This window comes from Paenibacillus fonticola DSM 21315 (assembly GCF_000381905.1).
In the GTDB taxonomy this organism is placed as follows: Bacteria; Bacillota; Bacilli; order Paenibacillales; family Paenibacillaceae; genus Fontibacillus; species Fontibacillus fonticola.
This window is the reverse complement of record NZ_KB907253.1, coordinates 71,290-88,869: the sequence shown is the minus strand read 5'-3', so window position 1 is coordinate 88,869 and position 17,580 is coordinate 71,290. Positions and strand designations below refer to the sequence as shown.

The 17,580-nt window shown below is 46.5% G+C and carries 11 protein-coding genes; 2 read left to right on the top strand and 9 right to left on the bottom strand.

Annotated features, from left to right (window positions below):
• Positions 1-27: 27 nt before the first annotated feature.
• Complete coding sequence (gene melA, locus G358_RS0110895; RefSeq protein ID WP_019637251.1) at positions 28-1,326, bottom strand: alpha-glucosidase/alpha-galactosidase; 1,299 nt, start codon at positions 1,324-1,326, stop codon at positions 28-30.
• Positions 1,327-1,518: 192 nt separating this feature from the next.
• On the opposite strand from melA, the gene G358_RS0110890 reads away from it, so the two are divergent.
• Positions 1,519-2,364: an AraC family transcriptional regulator gene (locus G358_RS0110890; protein ID WP_019637250.1), complete on the top strand. Its 846-nt coding sequence runs from the start codon at positions 1,519-1,521 to the stop codon at positions 2,362-2,364.
• Positions 2,365-2,433: 69 nt separating this feature from the next.
• Here G358_RS0110890 and G358_RS0110885 read toward each other — a convergent pair whose 3' ends face one another.
• On the bottom strand, positions 2,434-3,468 hold the full coding sequence (locus G358_RS0110885; RefSeq protein ID WP_019637249.1) for an RDD family protein: 1,035 nt from the start codon (positions 3,466-3,468) through the stop codon (positions 2,434-2,436).
• Positions 3,469-3,635: 167 nt separating this feature from the next.
• Positions 3,636-4,520, bottom strand: a complete 885-nt coding sequence (locus G358_RS0110880) for an AraC family transcriptional regulator (RefSeq protein WP_019637248.1) — start codon at positions 4,518-4,520, stop codon at positions 3,636-3,638.
• A 349-nt stretch (positions 4,521-4,869) separates the two neighbouring features.
• Between G358_RS0110880 and G358_RS0110875 the strand changes: the two genes are divergently transcribed.
• On the top strand, positions 4,870-6,477 hold the full coding sequence (locus tag G358_RS0110875; RefSeq protein WP_019637247.1) for a glycoside hydrolase family 43 protein: 1,608 nt from the start codon (positions 4,870-4,872) through the stop codon (positions 6,475-6,477).
• A gap of 916 nt (positions 6,478-7,393) precedes the next feature.
• Here G358_RS0110875 and G358_RS31660 read toward each other — a convergent pair.
• The 6 genes from G358_RS31660 to G358_RS0110840 all read right to left on the bottom strand — a co-directional run bounded on the left by G358_RS31660 (position 7,394) and on the right by G358_RS0110840 (position 17,554).
• A complete protein-coding gene (locus tag G358_RS31660) occupies positions 7,394-11,374 on the bottom strand; it encodes an S-layer homology domain-containing protein (protein WP_019637246.1) in 3,981 nt (1,326 codons plus the stop codon).
• Positions 11,375-11,714: 340 nt separating this feature from the next.
• A complete protein-coding gene (locus tag G358_RS0110860; RefSeq protein ID WP_019637245.1) occupies positions 11,715-12,599 on the bottom strand; it encodes a carbohydrate ABC transporter permease in 885 nt (294 codons plus the stop codon).
• Positions 12,600-12,612: 13 nt separating this feature from the next.
• On the bottom strand, positions 12,613-13,494 hold the full coding sequence (locus G358_RS0110855; RefSeq protein WP_019637244.1) for a carbohydrate ABC transporter permease: 882 nt from the start codon (positions 13,492-13,494) through the stop codon (positions 12,613-12,615).
• A gap of 83 nt (positions 13,495-13,577) precedes the next feature.
• Entirely contained in the window at positions 13,578-14,906 is a 1,329-nt protein-coding gene (locus G358_RS0110850) for an extracellular solute-binding protein (protein WP_019637243.1), read from the bottom strand.
• Between the two features lie 109 nt (positions 14,907-15,015).
• The gene (locus tag G358_RS0110845) at positions 15,016-15,804 is read right to left on the bottom strand and encodes a response regulator (RefSeq protein WP_019637242.1); all 789 of its coding nucleotides are present in this window, start codon (positions 15,802-15,804) and stop codon (positions 15,016-15,018) included.
• Entirely contained in the window at positions 15,779-17,554 is a 1,776-nt protein-coding gene (locus tag G358_RS0110840; RefSeq protein ID WP_019637241.1) for a sensor histidine kinase, read from the bottom strand. The genes G358_RS0110845 and G358_RS0110840 overlap by 26 nt, the downstream gene beginning before the upstream one ends.
• Between the last annotated feature and the right edge of the window lie 26 nt (positions 17,555-17,580).

The window sequence follows — 17,580 nt, the reverse complement described above, 5'->3', positions numbered from 1 at the left end:
CAGCCGGCCAGCACAATGGGTTATTTTTTATTTGAACTTTGGCAGCCAGTCTCCATGGGCTTCGATCAAGTCATCGCACATAGCTACGATATCGTCAATCGAGAGCTCGGCAGCTGTATGCGGGTCAAGCAGGGCAGCATGATAGATATGCTCCTTTTTCCCGGTAACGGCAGCTTCGATCGTCAGCAGCTGCGTATTGATATTCGTCCGGTTCAGTGCGGCGAGCTGTGGCGGCAGGGCGCCCACATAGGTTGGCGTAATACCAGCAGCATCTACAAGACATGGCACCTCTACACATGCCTCCGCTGGCAGGTTGGTAATGAGGCCCGTGTTCATCACGTTGCCGCCGATTTTGTATGGCCGGTTCGTCTCCATCGCTTCCAGTATATACGAGGCGTATTCCAGACTGCGAGTATGCTCGATGTTTTCACTGGCAAACAGCTTCTCCCGCTGCTCCTTCCAGCCTTCGATCTGGGCGATACAGCGCCGCGGATATTCATCCAGCGGAATATTGAAGCGTTCAATCAGCTCCGGATAATTGCGTTTTATAAAATACGGATGATATTCGGCGTTATGCTCCGAGGATTCCGTCACGTAATAGCCGAAACGCAGCATCAGTTCAAAGCGCACCATATCATGATGCTTTTCCTTTTGCTTCTCGGCAGCAAGCCGGCGGATTTCCGGATACAGGTCCTTGCCGTCCCGCTTCACTTCCAGCAGCCAGGCCATATGATTGATCCCGGCAATTTTCGTTTCCAGCCCTTCTTCGCTCAAGCCGAGCGCTTCAAACAACCCGGGTACACATTGTTGTACGCTATGACATAATCCGACTGTTTTAATACCGCCTGCTGTATTCATCACATTCGTCAGCACAGCCATCGGGTTCGTATAATTGAGGAACCAGGCGTCCGGGCACACCTCCTGCATATCCCTGGCAAAATCAAGCATAACCGGAATCGTCCGCAGGTTGCGGAAGATTCCGCCAATTCCCAAGGTGTCGGCGATCGTCTGCCGCAGACCGTATTTTTTCGGGATTTCAAAATCCGTAATCGTGCAGGGATCGTAACCTCCCACTTGAATTGCATTGATAACGTACTTTGCTCCGCGCAGTGCTTCCTTGCGATCTGTATAAGCCTTGACCACACAGGTGCTGCCGAGTGATTGCTTAAGGCTGTTCAACAAATTTTCCGAATCCGTCAGCCGCTCCATATCAATATCATATAAAGCCAGTTCAAAGCCTTGCAGTGCTTCCGTTAGCATGACATCTCCGAGGACGTTTTTGACAAAAACAGTGCTGCCTGCACCCATAAACGTAATTTTGGACATGGTGATCATCGCCTCCATTATTCGCATAAATGTACCTTAACTATAAGCTCAAGGCGATCGAATGAACATGGCTCTTTCCCGTTTAAACCTGTCATAATCCCATTTCATAATTCACCTAATCCGTTTGTATCCGGCAACGAACCTGTTATAATGCATATATCAGCAGAAGATGACCAAGGGGGACTGCAAGCTATGAGCCGTATTGACATCGTTCACTTTAACGAGACGTCCCAGAATCAGATGGATTTGAATTTGCTGTTTTTTGGAAAAGAAGAATGCCTGTCCGGCCATACCTGGGGACCCGGTCTGCGTGACTGCTATATTATCCACTACATCCATAAAGGCTCTGGGCAGTTTCGTGTGCATGAACGGACGTATGAACTGACGACAGGACACGGCTTCCTCATCCCGCCGGATACGCTTGTATATTATGAGGCGGATGCGGAAGAACCCTGGACTTATTCCTGGTTCGGATTTCGCGGACTGCATGCTAAATCATTAATGCAGCGTGCTAATTTATCTCTATACCATCCCATTTTTCATTCTTGCAGCCGCACAATGGAAAACTTTTATGATGATTTTGCCCTTGCGCGCACAGAGCAGGGGGGCGATGTGCTTATTCAGAGCATGATTTACCGCCTGATGGCTGAGCTGATCTCCGCTTCTCCCCCGTCTGTTCCAGAAGCAAAGGCCTCCCATCCGAAAGAGGTTTATGTGCGCAAAGCGATAGAATGGATTGAAAGCAGCTACAGTCAAAAAATTAGCGTAATGGATATCGCCCGTTCCGTCGGGCTGGACCGTACTTATTTATCCGGTTTGTTCAAAGCGCAATTTGGCGTCTCTCTGCAAACCTTTTTGCTGGAATACCGGATGAATCGGGCAGTTGAACTGCTTCGCAATCCCGATCTTACCGTCAGTGACGTCTCCCGCTCTGTAGGTTATACCGATCCTTTCCTATTCTCCAAAATGTTCAAGAAGGTGACCGGCCACTCCCCCCGGGCCTCCCGGAAACGCCAGCAGAAATTGCCCGATTCCTGACGAAATAAAGGGCTATCCCTCAGGGTCAATATTAAAGACCCTAAAGGATAGCCCCTGCAGCTGGCTGAATTATTTTTCGCCGTCAATCTCTTTGAAAGTCGCTATAATTTCACGAAACTCCGGCCCGTATTTTTCATAATCCTTCTTACTCATGAGTGCGTAAAACTGGTGAAGGTGATCCGAAGTCTCCGTCGTCGTGATAATATAAGCATATTCCTCCCCATTTTGCGTTCCCCAGTAAGCTAGTTCCAAAGCTGGATACCCGTTAATATGGAGCTTATTTTCCTCGATTATCGTGGTTGAACTGTTCAGCAGCAAGTCCTTCAGACTCAAATGAAAGTCCTCTAAAGAGATGTTCCCGTCTATTTCATCCTTCGAATAAGTGAATATGGTTAAATATTTCCCAAACAACAGCTGGCGTACCGCAATATTGGCATCCGTCTCTTTCATTGTGGCCTTGTCTGTACTGAACCTGTGATGATCCGTAATTTGAAACTTTCCGTCCTGACTTATATGCACGACACTCTTCAGCTCAGCGGCCGGGTACCCCGTTATTTTCCAGGCGATGACATTGGGTACTGCCGCAATCAGAACGATCAGAGCAGATAAGATCACGGAAATGGCCATTTCCCTGCGTCCCATTGTCTTAAAGTCCAAATCAGAAACTTTTACTACGTATGTACCTGCAGCCATATCCCCCAGCCTCTGCTTCTTCTGTGTAGCAAGAACACAAATTCCGGCAGGCAGCGCCCCAAATAATAACGGATTCGTATCGACGATGCGTATTACCGTTCTTAGCAGAGATTTTGCGAAGCCTGGCGGCTGGCCGTCTTCCCTTACCGTCTGAATGCGAAGGATCAGTTTCCCTACCGTGTAGCCGGTAAAGCCTTCGATCAACAAATGATACACGAGAATAAAACCGCTAATGACCAGGGTGATGATCAAACGATTGTAATATATCATCGTACCGATGAGCCCCGCAATAATTAGCCAATCGATAATCGTAGCTGCCCAGCGCCTGATTAGAATGGACGCGCCGTAGCCGGCAACGATCTTCTCTATGCGTACAGGCGGCAGCTCGGGATGTACCGGAATCCGCTCCAACGTAAAGTCACTCCTTATTGCTCGTAAATAGACCCGAAGGTATTCAGGCTGTAAGGAGTATATGTTATATTTTTACTTCTGTAAACTTATCCGTTTAAATTAGACTGAAAGACCTAACTGGGGACGCAAATTTCTAATTTCAGACGCAAGGTCCTGTTTTGTAAGCCCTAATTGTGGAAGCGCCCCCGAAAGCAGCTTGGCGACTCCCCGGTCCAGCGCTTGAATTGGCGGCTGAAATGAGCGATATTTTTATAACCCAATCTGCTCGAAATGTCCTCGATCGTCAGTTCAGGGTCCATTAGCAGCAGCTTGGATTTTTTCAGCATTAAATTGGACATATACTGGCGCGGGGAAATGCCGAATGCCGCGGTGAACATACGGTTTATAGAGGATGTGCTGTAGCCTACCTTGGCAGCGATCGACTCGATCGTTTCCATCTCGTGTCCTTCCCGGCTTCCATCAACTGTTTCGTCGATGGTTCGTTCCAGGAGTACGGCTACCTGTGAAGCGGTTTGAGACATCCGCGATGACGTGCCGTCGCCATTGCGCTTGCTGAGCGCCCCGCTAATCCCCGCGAATAGCTCAAACAATGCCGAGAGCGCTGCCATGCGGGATTCGACACGAACGACCGCCTCTTCCGAGGTTAACGCAATCAACTTATCCAGCGCCGGACGGATCGAAGCAGCCAGTTCACTTCCCGCAGCGTGGTAGCAGGTTTGGTTGCGATACAGCAGCTCGCGAAAAGCTCTTTCATCGACGTCGAAATGCAGGCAGTAATACGTCATTTCCTCTCCGCCAATCGCACTGCTCTCATGTACATCATCCGGGCCAAGAAGCAGCAGGTCCCCCGGCTTCTGCACATAAACCGTCCGGTTCACGGTCATTTGCTGTGTTCCGGACAGCACTAAATTCACCTCAAAAAGCGGATGTTTATGAGTAGGATAAACCCAGCCGTCATCCACCGTACGCCAGTGGGCACCAAAGACGCGAAAAGTGGACTCCATATCGGGAAGCATCATTTCTCTTCTCATCCGTTCAGTTCTTATCTCCATAGCTCCAGCCCCCTTCATTAATACCTTTTATACCCTTAATACCTTTTATACCCTTGGACCTCCGCCAAACGGTCACTCATCCCCCCAAAAAAACTTAGGCCAAATAATCTCCCGAACTCAAACCTAATAATTTTTTCAAACTCTCAAAATGGTTGAACAACTAAGTTAGGTGATTTGGGCAAATAACAACAAGCATTGGATATGGGAACAGGATAATAATATTGATACAATATAGTCATTATAACATAATGATAGCTTATCCAGGTAATGATAAGAAATGGGTAACTTATCTTTATGAACCCCAATTTTGCTCCCTTGTTTTCAAAAAAACTAATAAAGGAGAAGAACAATGGCTAAAATTCAAAACCCGATTTTGACAGGCTTTAATCCAGACCCTAGCATTTGTCGTGTAGGGGAAGACTACTATATTGCGGTATCCACCTTTGAATGGTTCCCTGGCGTTGGCATTTATCATTCCAAGGACCTTAAGAACTGGAGATTGGTAACGAGACCGTTAACTCGGTTAAGTCAGCTGAACATGATGGGAAATCCGGATTCCGGCGGAATCTGGGCACCGCAGCTGTCGTATGCGGACAATCAATTCTGGCTCATCTATACCGATGTTAAAGTGACGGAGGGACAGTGGAAGGATTGCCATAATTACCTCGTCACATGTGACACTATCGATGGCGAATGGTCAGAGCCGATCTACCTGAACAGCTCCGGCTTCGACCCGTCGTTATTCCATGATGAGGACGGCAAGAAATATTTGGTCAACATGCTGTGGGATCAACGTGTCGGCCATCATCCTTTCTATGGCATCGTGCTTCAGGAATACAGTGCCAGCGAGCAGAAGCTGGTTGGCGACAAAGAGGTTATTTTTAAAGGGACCGACATTAAATTGACTGAAGCACCTCACCTGTACAAAATGAACGGTTATTACTACTTGCTGACGGCGGAGGGCGGCACCAAGTATGATCACTGCGCAACCCTAGCCCGTTCGAAAAATCTGCGTGGCCCGTACGAAGTACATCCGGACAATCCGCTAATTTCGTCGTTTGCTGTACCGCGTAATCCGCTGCAAAAATCAGGGCACGCTTCGATCGTGCAGACGCATACGGATGAATGGTTCCTCGTTCATTTGACGGGAAGACCGCTGTCCAGAGAAGGCCATCCATTACTCGATCCCCGCGGCTTCTGTCCGCTCGGCAGAGAGACAGCTATTCAGCGCCTGGAATGGAAGAACGACTGGCCTTACGTCGTTGGCGGCAATCAGCCTTCCCTGGAAATCGAAGGGCCGGACATTGCGGAAGTAAAGTGGGAACCAGACTTCCCGGAGAAGGACGATTTCGACAGCAACAAGCTGAATCTGAACTTCCAAAGCCTGAGAATTCCGCTGGGTGAAAATATCGTTTCGCTGACCGACAAACCAGGACATCTGCGCCTGTATGGCAAAGAGTCGCTGACGTCCAAGTTTACGCAAGCTTTCATCGCTAGACGCTGGCAGCACTTTAATTTCAGAGCGGAAACGAAGGTTGCCTTCAACCCGACGACTTTCCAGCAGTCCGCCGGCTTAGTAAACTACTATAACACGCAGAACTGGACTTCCTGCCAAATTTCCTGGCATGAAGACAAAGGGAGAATTTTGGAGCTTGTCGTCTGCGATAACTTTACGTTCTCCGCGCCGCTACAAGGCAGCGAAATCGTGATTCCTGAGGATGTCCAGTACGTGTACTTGCGTGTAGATGTTGAGACGGATGTGTACCGCTACTCCTATTCTTTCGATGGTGAGAACTGGACTGTCATCCCAGTCGACTTCTACTCCTACAAGCTGTCGGATGACTACATCCAAGGCGGGGGCTTCTTCACCGGAGCATTTGTAGGTATGCAGTGCCAGGACACTTCCGGCCAAAACGCACCTGCTGACTTCGACTACTTCGTCTATAAACACAATTAATAAATTACAGGCCGCATCAAGGACTTTCCCTTGTGCGGCCTGTTTTTGTGGTTTGGTGGTTGTGGTTTGGTGGTTGTGGTTTGGTGGTTGTGGTTTTACGCTTCTCTAATGCGTTTCTGACTTGGCCTACATTAGTTCCCTCTGATGTGCGTTGATGTGCCGATGTGTACTATTATGTAACTGATTGCCTTAGTGACCTTTGTGTGCGAGGTGTCAATAGTGTTTGGTGGTTACATACTACTGTAAGCGTTGTTCCCTAGTGTGTGCTTACGCGCCAATGTGTGCAATATGTACCGTTTTTGCTTTGACTCGATATTTTGTAACGTTGCGTATTAACTCCTAATCTTTGTTCCTTTGTTCCTTGGCTCCTTTGTTCCTTGGCTCCTTGGACTCCCGCTCCCTCCTTCCCAACGGACACAGAATGCGCTATTTGCTCAAATTAAGCCCTTTTCCAACTGTAACGGACACCAGAGCCGTTATTCACCTCTATTGGGGCCACTTTTGATGCTTTTCAGCTCAATAGCGGCTCCTCTGTCCGTTAGTTCTGCAAAACCGGGCATTTGGGGGCAATAGCGGAACCAGGGTCCGTTAGCCTGCTATTTTATCATCTCAACACATTAAGATCTCGTTCCACCCTGGGTAAGCGACAAGATCTCGTTCCACTCAGAGATCTCGTTCCACCCAGGGTAAACGACAAGGTCTCGTTCCACTCTGGTAAACGACCAGGTCTGGTTCCACCCTAGGTAAATGACTGGAAGCTTTATATCTTTTTGCACGTAAAGCTACTTATATTTCAGGATGGTTTTAAATTCGACAGAAAAATCTGCATGTCAGAAAATAACAAAGAAGCGACGATTAGTTCGCCGCCGCTTCTTTGCTTCCATACATTTAAGGTTATTTGTTTACTTGTATAAGGTTATTTGTTTACTTGAATGTAATCAAAGTCAGGTACCAACGCGCCAGCTATGTCCGACAATTGCTGCTGAGAGTGTTGATTTACTTTGGAATACTTCATTTGTACATCGCTTCCTTGCTCCAAAGCCTCTTTGAATCTCCAAGAATATTTATCTGTAAGTCTGATGTAGATCTGATTCTTACTATTCCAATTAACAGATAACAGATATCCACGAAGATTGTATTCTACCCCATCAACTTTTAAAGTTAGACCCGCAGCTATAGTTGCTGAGCTGTCTAATTGGAAGCCATTATCAAATGATAAAAGAATCTCTCCCCTTGATTGGTCATAGCTTGCTGTTGGGGTTCCTGAAGGAGGGAGCTGCATAATGGGTTCGGATAACATTTCTGCTGGGTAGAGATCATTTGCCCGATCGACCAACCCGTTAGAATTGAACTTGAGTCGTGTTTCTCCTTCGGGAAGAGGTGAATCAAACTTAAGTGTATAGCTTATGAGATTCATACTGTAACTGTAATCTATAGAACTAGGCTGGTAATTTGAATTTGCAATCTGCATTGTAAAATCATTATTGACCAATTTTCTGTTAACATCTGGATCCCAACCAGGTTCCACCTCAATTAACGCAGTACGGCGATCTGAACTAAGTGTAATATTCTTAAAATTTGGACTATTAGATAAGATTTCAGCGTTGGAGTAACTTTCCGCCTTATTTCTTGCGTCGCTAATATCTTGTAATGCAGTCCCCGTGTAGCTTATTTTCAGTGAATTCAAATCACTGGATGAAATGCCGCTAACAACAAGCTTAACATGAGAAGGCGCCATACCATATTGTTTATCCGAGTTATGGATACTTACTGATTGGACTTGACCCACGCTCAAATTGAAGTCCTGGACAGAAGGGACACTGCTGAGATCAAGTTTTTCATCGTAATAAATATAAATATGATCTAGGGCATCGTTGATGAATTTAGCATAAGAGTTAGGAGGCTGAGTATCCAAGCTGCCTACCACAGACTTCTCAAATTGAATTCTGGTAACTGCACTAGAGGTGTAATTATTCGGTGTATCTACAATAACAAATTCAACTTTCGCCTCTAAATTATTGGCCCGTGTAATCTTAACCCCAGTATCAAAATCCTGGATCTTGTTGACTTGATCGGCATTCAAATTGAAATATGGCCATGCATCTACAAATACGATGTCATTATTTTCTCCTGAATGTCCTTCCAGTACAGATTTAACATCCGATTTGATGTGTCCATTAATTACATTCACGACCATGTAAACTTCCGCAGGAGCATTAAGTGCGTATTTTACATGAATAGTACCATCCTTGATATAGGCTTGAGGATAACCATTTACGAAATATGGATCGATATAACCGTCTATCTCGACATGATCGGTTCCTACTGCTCTAACTGTGAAGTCATAATCACGTGCACCTGCAGCCGCGCCACTCAGTACGGCCGTTAATTTCGCAAATTGATCCTGTCCTTCAATTCTTGTGACAACACCGTTATTCGTAATGACTGCTTCATCGCTAGTTGACCAAGTAATGACTACTCCCGGATATGCCGGCAAGGAAGCAGGAAGTGTTAAGTTACCAACTATATTGTTTTGATTCGTATTGGCTCCAAGGAAAACCTCTTCAATCTTGGAGAATATCTCATCCGCACTTACTGGAGTTTGAACAGGTCCAAAGGCAGAACTTAAAGCCGAGCCGCTGACCTGAATTTCATCTGCAGAAGCGTAGACACGAATGTATTTTCCTGCATCAGCTTCAGTTAGCGTGTACTTTGATGAAGTAGCGCCATTAATGATGCTATACAGTCCTGTTTCTGTATCAGAACGATACCACTGATAAGTAATTTGTAGATTAGCAGGATTTCCGTCATATTGGACCGGACCTGCCGTTAGCTCTGATCCTACAATTAAATCCCCGGTAATATCCTCGATCTTGGTCAGGACAACTGTTCCAGTTGGCCGATAAGTAATTGTCATTGAAGTATCTGCAAAACCCTCTCGGGAAACGACTAACCGATGTGTTTCAATTCGCTCTGGCTGACGAATGTTTAATTTGAGTATGAATCTAGCTAAATCTTGATTTAGTCCTGCTCCATATTCAGGGATGTAATCATTTCCGTCTAGCGTTACCTTCACTCCTGACAAATCTGATAATGGAGTATCATCTGCATATGTTAAAGAAACAATCGTATAAACAGAAGATGTTACCGTTCCTTGTAAAGGTTGCGAAGCTGTTATAGCAGCGTCATAGTGATTTTTTTGAATCATTGACTTGCCATTATTAGAGATTGTTACGTTTTCGCTGTTCGTTAGTGTTTCCTCTTCCACCGGAGTCTCTGGATTTGTAATATGTCTGTCAAATTTAGTTAATTCCAGATGGAGTGAAGGCTTCGTGACTGTTATGGCTGCACTAGAAGAGAAAGCTCCATCTTCAGTTGTAACGATGACTGTTCCTTGACCCGGGCCTTTAGCAGTTACTAGGCCAGTGCTGGTTACGCTCAGTACATCAACACTATTGTCTGCAACCTTCCAATTCACCTTTTGATTTGTAGCATGGATTGGCGTAACCACCGCAGTAAGCTGCTTAGTCTCACCAGTCAGAAGAGCGAGTGAAGATGGAGAAATGCTTACTCCTGTCACAGCAATATTATTGTTGCCATTACCAGGTGCAGATCCTCCAGTTCCGCTGCCGCCTCCGGCGTTTCCACCCGAAGAAGATCCCGAACCAGTGTTTGGCGTTCCTGTTCCACCAGAAGTTGAAGGCTTAGCGCCATTAACCAAGACATTGGAGTTTCCTGAAGCTTTATCTAAAGTGACCTTACCGGTAATGCTGGTATCTGCTTCAGCGATTAATTCCTTAATTGAGCCTTCAGCAGTAATTTGGACACCTTCAGCGTAGTTTATTACCTTGTTGAAATTGCCGTCTAGTTTTATTTCCTGACCTGCTAAAACATCGGCTGGAATTTCGATCGTTTCAAAGCCTCCGCCAGTAAGATCCTTGGTAACGACCAGAGCACCGCTTTCCAGTACTGTTAAAGAAACCGATGTGCTTCCTGTAGCAAGTATACGAACTTGGCCATTGTACTTATTGACAACAAGCGCTCCTTGTACATCGACGTTATTGAAAATAATGGAGTTTTCTCCACCGCCTTGAACGTATACGTTTCCTTTGATTTTTACGTCATTAAGTGTGACTTCGCCTTCTCCAACACCTTGCGCAACATACAAATCTCCGGAAATTGTCATATCCTTTAAGGTCACATCTGGAGAGTTGACCACAACATTACCCTGAACATCTTGGGAGTATGCTCCCTTTTTTGTAATTAGGGTTTGAATTAATTGGTCAAACAGAGTGACTGCTTCTGCACGGGTAAGACTTTCTTGGGGACCAAAGGTGCCATCTGGACGTCCACCTATGACAGAAGAAGATACAAGGCTCTGTACTGCCCCTTTTGCCCAGTCTGCAATTTGATCACTGTCGCTAAATATAGCGGGATTGTTACTATCGCTCGTTTTGAATGCTTTAGTTAGTAATACTGCTGCCTCCTGACGCGTAATCGTCTCATTTGGCATCGCATTACCGCTTACCCCTTTAAGTATGCCTGCAGTATTTAACTTGATCATTGCGCCGTAATACCATTGTTCAGGGCTTAGATCAGAAAACACGTTATTCCCTGTTTCTATGTACTTCATAACCTTGTCGATCATGACAGAAAATTCAGCTCTCGTTACAGGAGCGTTCGGGCGAAATTTGCCGTCAAACCCTTGAACGATCCCATATTGGTTCCACTTTTCTATCGCTTGTTGTCCCCAATGTCCGGAGATATCTCCAAAAGTATTTACCGTATTTACAGCTGAAATATTAGTTGTAGCGCCAAAAACAGGAAGCGCACTTGTTATCATCATCGCTACCGCAAGACTAGTACTAGCGATTTTCCTGGAAAAACTTTTTCTCATTTGAATTCTCCCTCTATATAGAAATAAGTGAATCTAGTGTCTCTCCCTCCAATCTATTTAATTTATTTTATGTAATGGAAAAAAAGAGTCTAATTTACTACTACCACATAGTAAAAAAGACATGCACAAATTAAATATTAGTTGCTTATCAAAATAAAAACAATAGATTCCTAACAACTTTTGCACTTTATTTTTCTTTTGGCTTCAGTTTCCAAACGAAAACCACCGGTCCAAAGGCCCAGCCTTATCCCGGTGGTTTTTTCTTGTCTCGCCGCTTACCCCTTGTTTACTTGGTTCTGGGGTACGACAACTACTCTGACAAAGGGGGAAACTGCTCAACTTAACCCTTAACCGAGCCAGCGGCGATCCCTTCAACGATCTTGTCGCTGAGGAACAAGAAGGTGATCAGGATCGGCAAAATGCTGATCATAAGGGTGGCGCCGATGGCACCCCAATCGGTTGTATATTGACCGATGAAATTTTGGACGCCGACCGTCAAGGTCTTGTAGGCATCCGAGCTGATGAACGTATTGACGAATATAAATTCGTTCCAGTTATAAATCATGTTGATGATCGCTGTCGTAGCAAGAACGGAGCTGGTCATCGGAAATACGATTTGCGCGAACATCCGGTTTACGGAACATCCGTCGATTACCGCGGCTTCCTCGACCTCCCGCGGCAACGCGTAGTAGAAGCCGAGCAGGATCATGATGGTAATCGGCATATTGAACGCCACGTACGAGAAAATAAGCGATAACGGATGATCCGTCAAGCCGATTTTGTTATACACGCTAAACAAAGGAATGAGTGTGGAGTGAACAGGAATCATCATCGCGACCATGAACAGGCCTAGCACGAAAGAGCTTCCCTTCCATTTCATTCTCGTTACGGCATAAGTGACCAGACTGCCCAGAATAACCGTCAGCGCGGTGGCCAGAACTGTAACCCAAACGCTATTCAAGAAGTACACATTAATATTCCCTGCGCTCCATACCTTCGCGTAGTTTTCCCATTTCGGGTTCATCGGGAGGGAAAATGGAGGAAGGTTAAACACTTCCTGATTGTTTTTTAATGAGAAGAACAGCAGCCAAACAAGTGGAAGCAGCTGTAAGACGGCGACAACAACGAGCACGATATACAGGATAGAGTAACCCGCTTTACGTCCCAGGGCTGCCCCCGGGCTAGCCGATCCGCTCTTAAGCTGTCCTGCAGTTCCAGACATCATGAAGCGTCCCTCCTTATGAGTATTGAATGGTATCTTTTGTAGCGGTCAGTTTGCGAATGATCCATGTAATGACAAGACAGATGACAAGCAGGAAGAATCCGATCGCACTGCCATAGCCAAAGTCATGGGCGCGGAAAGCTAACCGATACATGTAGGACGCCATAACTTCACTTGCCCCGTTAGGTCCCCCATCCGTCATGACATAAATCAGGTCAAAATATTTCAATGACCCAACAACAGCAAGCACAATCGTTACTTTGATCACTTCCATAGCGAGCGGAAGCTTGATTTTCCAGGCGATTTGCAGCGCGTTTGCACCGTCAATTTTCGCCGCTTCCTCCAAGGAAGCTGGAATATTTTTTAACGCAGCATAGTAAATCAGAATATAGAAACCTGCATATTGCCACAGAATTGGAATAAACAATGCCGGTAATACCAATGAAGTATCTGCAAGCCATGCCGGAGGATTAGCAAAACCGATGGATTCCAAAAAGCTGTTTACGATCCCGTTCGTCGGATGATAAATTTTCAGCCACAATTGGGCAATCGCTACCGACGACAGCAGCATCGGAATAAGATAAATTTTACGAAACAGGTTTGCCCCCTTGATACGGGTAGCAAGAACCATGGCTACAGCCAAGTAAATAACAAGACTCAGCGTGGAGAACAACGCTAACAAAAGCGAATGCCACGCGCTGCTCCAAAATGCATTGTCCTTCGCCAACGCGAAGTAATTTTCCATGCCGATGAATTCCATGGCGCTGATGCCATTCCACTTGTTCAATCCATAGTAGCCGGTAAGTATGATGGGAATGTAGACGACGCCTAAAATAAGCAGCAATGATGGCAGTACATAGAGTGCAATTATCTTTTTATTTGAGAGCACCTTATCCACGTTATCCGACTCCTTTCCTACATAGTCGTTTCTAAGAGAAGACTTATCCGGCATTGCTGCCGGATAGGTCTGTAATCGGAATTTTAATGTCCTTTGGCGATGGCCGCATCATGCTCTTCTGAGAATTTCTCCGGTGTTACAGCTTTGCCAAACAGAGCCTGGATCATGTTAAGATGCGTTTCTGCCGCATTTGCAGGCATTTGCACGTCGGCGAACAAGGTAACGCTGCTCGCCTGGTTCATTTCGTTAAACAGATCGATATACAGCTGTGGCAGCTCCAGATTCGATGTATCCACCTTCGTAGCCGGGATAACACCTGCTCCTGTTACAGACTGCTCTCCCCATTTAGTAACGAAGTATTCCACGAACTTCTTCGCTTCATCCTTCACCTTGGAGTTCTCGGATACGAACAAGCCGACACCAGGACCACCAACCCAGCTGTTGATGTCGCCTTTTCCGCCTTCGATGGTCGGGAATTTAAAGAAGCCGACACTGTTGCGGAATTCAAGCGGGATTTCTTCATTCGTCGTAAAGTTAGGCAGATCCCATGAGCCCATCATATACATGGCTGCTTTTTCGTTCAGGAATTCGGACTTCGCTTCTTCATTGGACAAACCGTTAAAGCCTTTAACAAAAGCGTTGCTGTCCACTAGCGCCTCAACCTCTTCAGCTGCCTTAAGCAGTCCTTCATCCTTGAAAGATGCGGAGCCGCTGATGGCGTTAGCTAGCGTTTGCTGTCCGGCGATCCGGTCAGCCATGTACATGTACCATAGGGAACCGGTCCAGCGATCCTTGTTGCCAAGTGCAATCGGTGCTACGCCGTTATCAGACAGCGTTTTCACAACTTGCTTAAATTGCTCGTATGTTTGCGGAACTTCGAGATTATATTTTTCAAAAATCGCTTTATTGTAATACACAGGCGCAATGTTAAATTCTAGTGGAAGCGCATACGTATTTCCGTCAATATTGTAGGCCTCGGTAGTGCCAGCAACGAATTTGCCGTTCAGTTCACCGTTCAACAGGTCATCAACCGGTGCAAACAGCTTGCCTTCAACATATGGCTGCAAAAATCCAGCCGCCCAGGTTACGCCTACATCCGGCAGTTCGTTGGAGGCGGACAATACTTTTAGTTTATTTTTGTATTGTTCGTTGTCCAAAACTTCCTGCTTGATTTTTACGTTAGGATTTTCATTCTGATATTCTGTAATGATTTGGTTAACAATTTTGTTCTGACCTGCCGATACGCCTTCAGGCCAGAGGTGCATGAAGCTGACCGTAACTTGGTCGCCCTTGCCTTCACCGCCACCCTGTGATGTACCGCCGGTATTATTTCCCTTCGAGCCGCAGCCCGCTATAACCAAAGCAAGACACAATGACGTCAAAAGCAGCATTGTCCATTTTTTCTTGAACACGTTTACAACCCCTTTTCTACTAATGCTAGCGGTTACATTCCGCTTAATTAAATTGTAACAGTGGTGTGGTGATGCCGTAATGATATAAGGATTGGGTTTAATGCCACTATTATTGGATTGTGTCCTCCGGGTCCCTCACGTTATTTCTATATTGTCCAGGACTTACCTTTTCCAGCTCGCGGAACACTTTGACAAAATATCTTGCCGTCTGGTAGCCGACTTTTTCGGCGATTTCGGCAATGGGAAGCGCCGTAGTAGTCAGCAGCACCTTAGCCCGCTGAATCCGCTGCTTGGTCAAATATTCGCTGAAAGTAAGCCCTGTCTGCTCCTTGAACAAAACGCTGAAATAGCTGGCGTTCATATGGAGATGGTCGGCCAGGTCACGCATCGATACCGGCTCGTGCAGATGCTCGTCCAAATAATGAATCGCCTCCCGAACCTGGGCGTTGTATACATTTTCATGCTCCATCGTCTCCATCAGCTTGGGATCGACCAGCTTCTCCATCCGTTCGATGCGGTGAATCTGCTCCTCGCGCTTCAGCGCCAGCTCGACGGCTTGAACAAGCTTCATTTTATCCAATGGCTTCAATAAATATTCGATTACGCCATATTTTAGCGCCCGCTGCGCATAGTCGAATTCCGGATGACCGGAAATGACGATGACGACAGGGGGATGCTTCAATTGCTCCAGTTTTTCAATCAGATCCAGTCCCCCGATCTCCGGCATCCGAATGTCCGTCACAAGCAGATTTGCTTCATTATTCTGCAGCCATTCCAAAGCTTCGACACCGCTAGATACGGTCTCAATCCGGCAGCTGCCGGATGACCACGCCTCCAAAGTTTTGCGAACGCCTTCTCTTGTTCTAGGTTCATCATCCACGATGAGTATCGTTTTCACGTTCAATGTCACTCCCATATTCATTCGGTATTTCAAAGGTTACGGTCGTTCCCTGACCCTTCTCGCTCTTAATGTCTAGTCCGTCCGTTGCTGTGTCATAGCTTAACCTTAGTCTTCTCTCTACGTTAACGATGCCGATGCCATGCCCTGTAGCAGAACTGACATGCCCCGTTCTCATGACAGCATATAAGGAGCGCAGCTTCTCCTGATCCATCCCCGGCCCATCGTCAATTACACTAACCTTTGTATAGTCCAGCCTGCTGCCAGGCTCCACTCGTAAAATGACCGTACCCGGACCGACCCGCTGCTCCACTCCATGCAAAATGGCGTTCTCCACCAGCGGCTGGATCAGCAGCTTCGGTACAGGCACTCTGCGGGAGGCTTCATCCGCCTCGATCCGCCATGACAGCCTATCCATCATGCGCATCGCCATAATTTTCAAATATCGCTCCGCATGATCCAGTTCATCGCCGAGCGTTACCCATTCCTCTTCATCGATTTTGTTAATAACGTAACGGAACAAGCCTGACATCGCCACTACGATATGCGCTAGCTCCTCTTCTCCTTTGTCCTCAAGCTCCCAGTAGAATGCTTCCAGCGTATTGAACAGGAAATGCGGATTGATTTGTGCCTGCAGCGCCTTAAGTTCGGTGCGGCTTTGGAGGATTTCTTTTTCATAGACTACTTTAATCAGTTCATTCAGGTCGACGACCATTTGATTGTAGGAATTGTTGAGCTCATTAATCTCCATCGTCGTCGATGTAATCGGGCTTGGCTTCAGCGTGCCGAAACGGGCCCCGCGCATCGCCTTAATCAGGTTCAGAATAGGGCGGGTAATCATCGTCGATAGAATGAAGGTGAAAATCAGAAAGAGCAAGCCGCCGACCACACCGGACACCACGATATTAGTCCGGAGCACAGTGATCCCTTCGGTCACATAATCCATAGGGGTTAAAATAGCCAGCGTCCAACCCGCAGCCTCGGATTGCTTCTGGATGGCAATATAATTTTTGCCGCCAACTGCAATGCTCTCTCCGACATGGTTAAGCAGTTCCTTGGAGTCTACCTCAGCGGGAAAATCAGAAAATATCGTTTTCCCTGTCTGGTCGAACAAGCCCATGGATTCGCGCATTTCACTCTCCATCGTTGAATCCGTAAGTTCAAAATAGCTTTTCTCAATATGAACCATTAAATACCCTGCATGCGAGAACGATTTATCAATAAGCCGGATGCTGCGAATCGCAACGACCCCATCCGGGTTTTGCGGGTCGAGGCCGAACCAGACAAGTCGTCCCATTTCCTCGTCTACATGGTCAATCCATGCGCTGGAAACACGTTCAGTTAACCTGATGTCATCCAACGGAAGCAGCCTTCTGTAGTCAGCCGTATACAATTCAAGGGAGCGAATGCCTGTCGCGTAAGCTTCATACTTGCGCACCTCCTGCTGGAGCATCTGACGGTCACCGAAGCTGATCGGATGTCCCGCTATCTCTTCATTGAGCAGCCGCTGGGTCGTTGCACTCAACGCCACCTGGGCAGTCAGCGTATTGATTTGCTGCAGAAGGGCGTCCAGTTTACCCGTGGTCTGAACCGCAGTTTGCTGAATATGCTTCTCTGCATTGTTTCGCAACAAGACAGATACCTGATCAAACGTAAAATAACCGACAGAAGCCAGCACAACGATCATCACCAGCATAAAGCCGAGAAGAATTTGATTGCGCAACGTATTTAGCCGCATAAACCTTGACAATGATTACACATCCTTCGTGGATATAC

Bases quoted from the DNA above. Each gene is read 5' to 3' on its own strand.
- melA (WP_019637251.1), bottom strand. From the start codon at position 1,326: ATGTCCAAAATTACGTTTATGGGTGCAGGCAGCACTGTTTTTGTCAAA.
- G358_RS0110860 (WP_019637245.1), bottom strand. From the start codon at position 12,599: ATGATGTCTGGAACTGCAGGACAGCTTAAGAGCGGATCGGCTAGCCCG.
- G358_RS31660 (WP_019637246.1), bottom strand. From the start codon at position 11,374: ATGAGAAAAAGTTTTTCCAGGAAAATCGCTAGTACTAGTCTTGCGGTA.
- G358_RS0110890 (WP_019637250.1), top strand. From the start codon at position 1,519: ATGAGCCGTATTGACATCGTTCACTTTAACGAGACGTCCCAGAATCAG.
- G358_RS0110880 (WP_019637248.1), bottom strand. From the start codon at position 4,520: ATGGAGATAAGAACTGAACGGATGAGAAGAGAAATGATGCTTCCCGAT.
- G358_RS0110875 (WP_019637247.1), top strand. From the start codon at position 4,870: ATGGCTAAAATTCAAAACCCGATTTTGACAGGCTTTAATCCAGACCCT.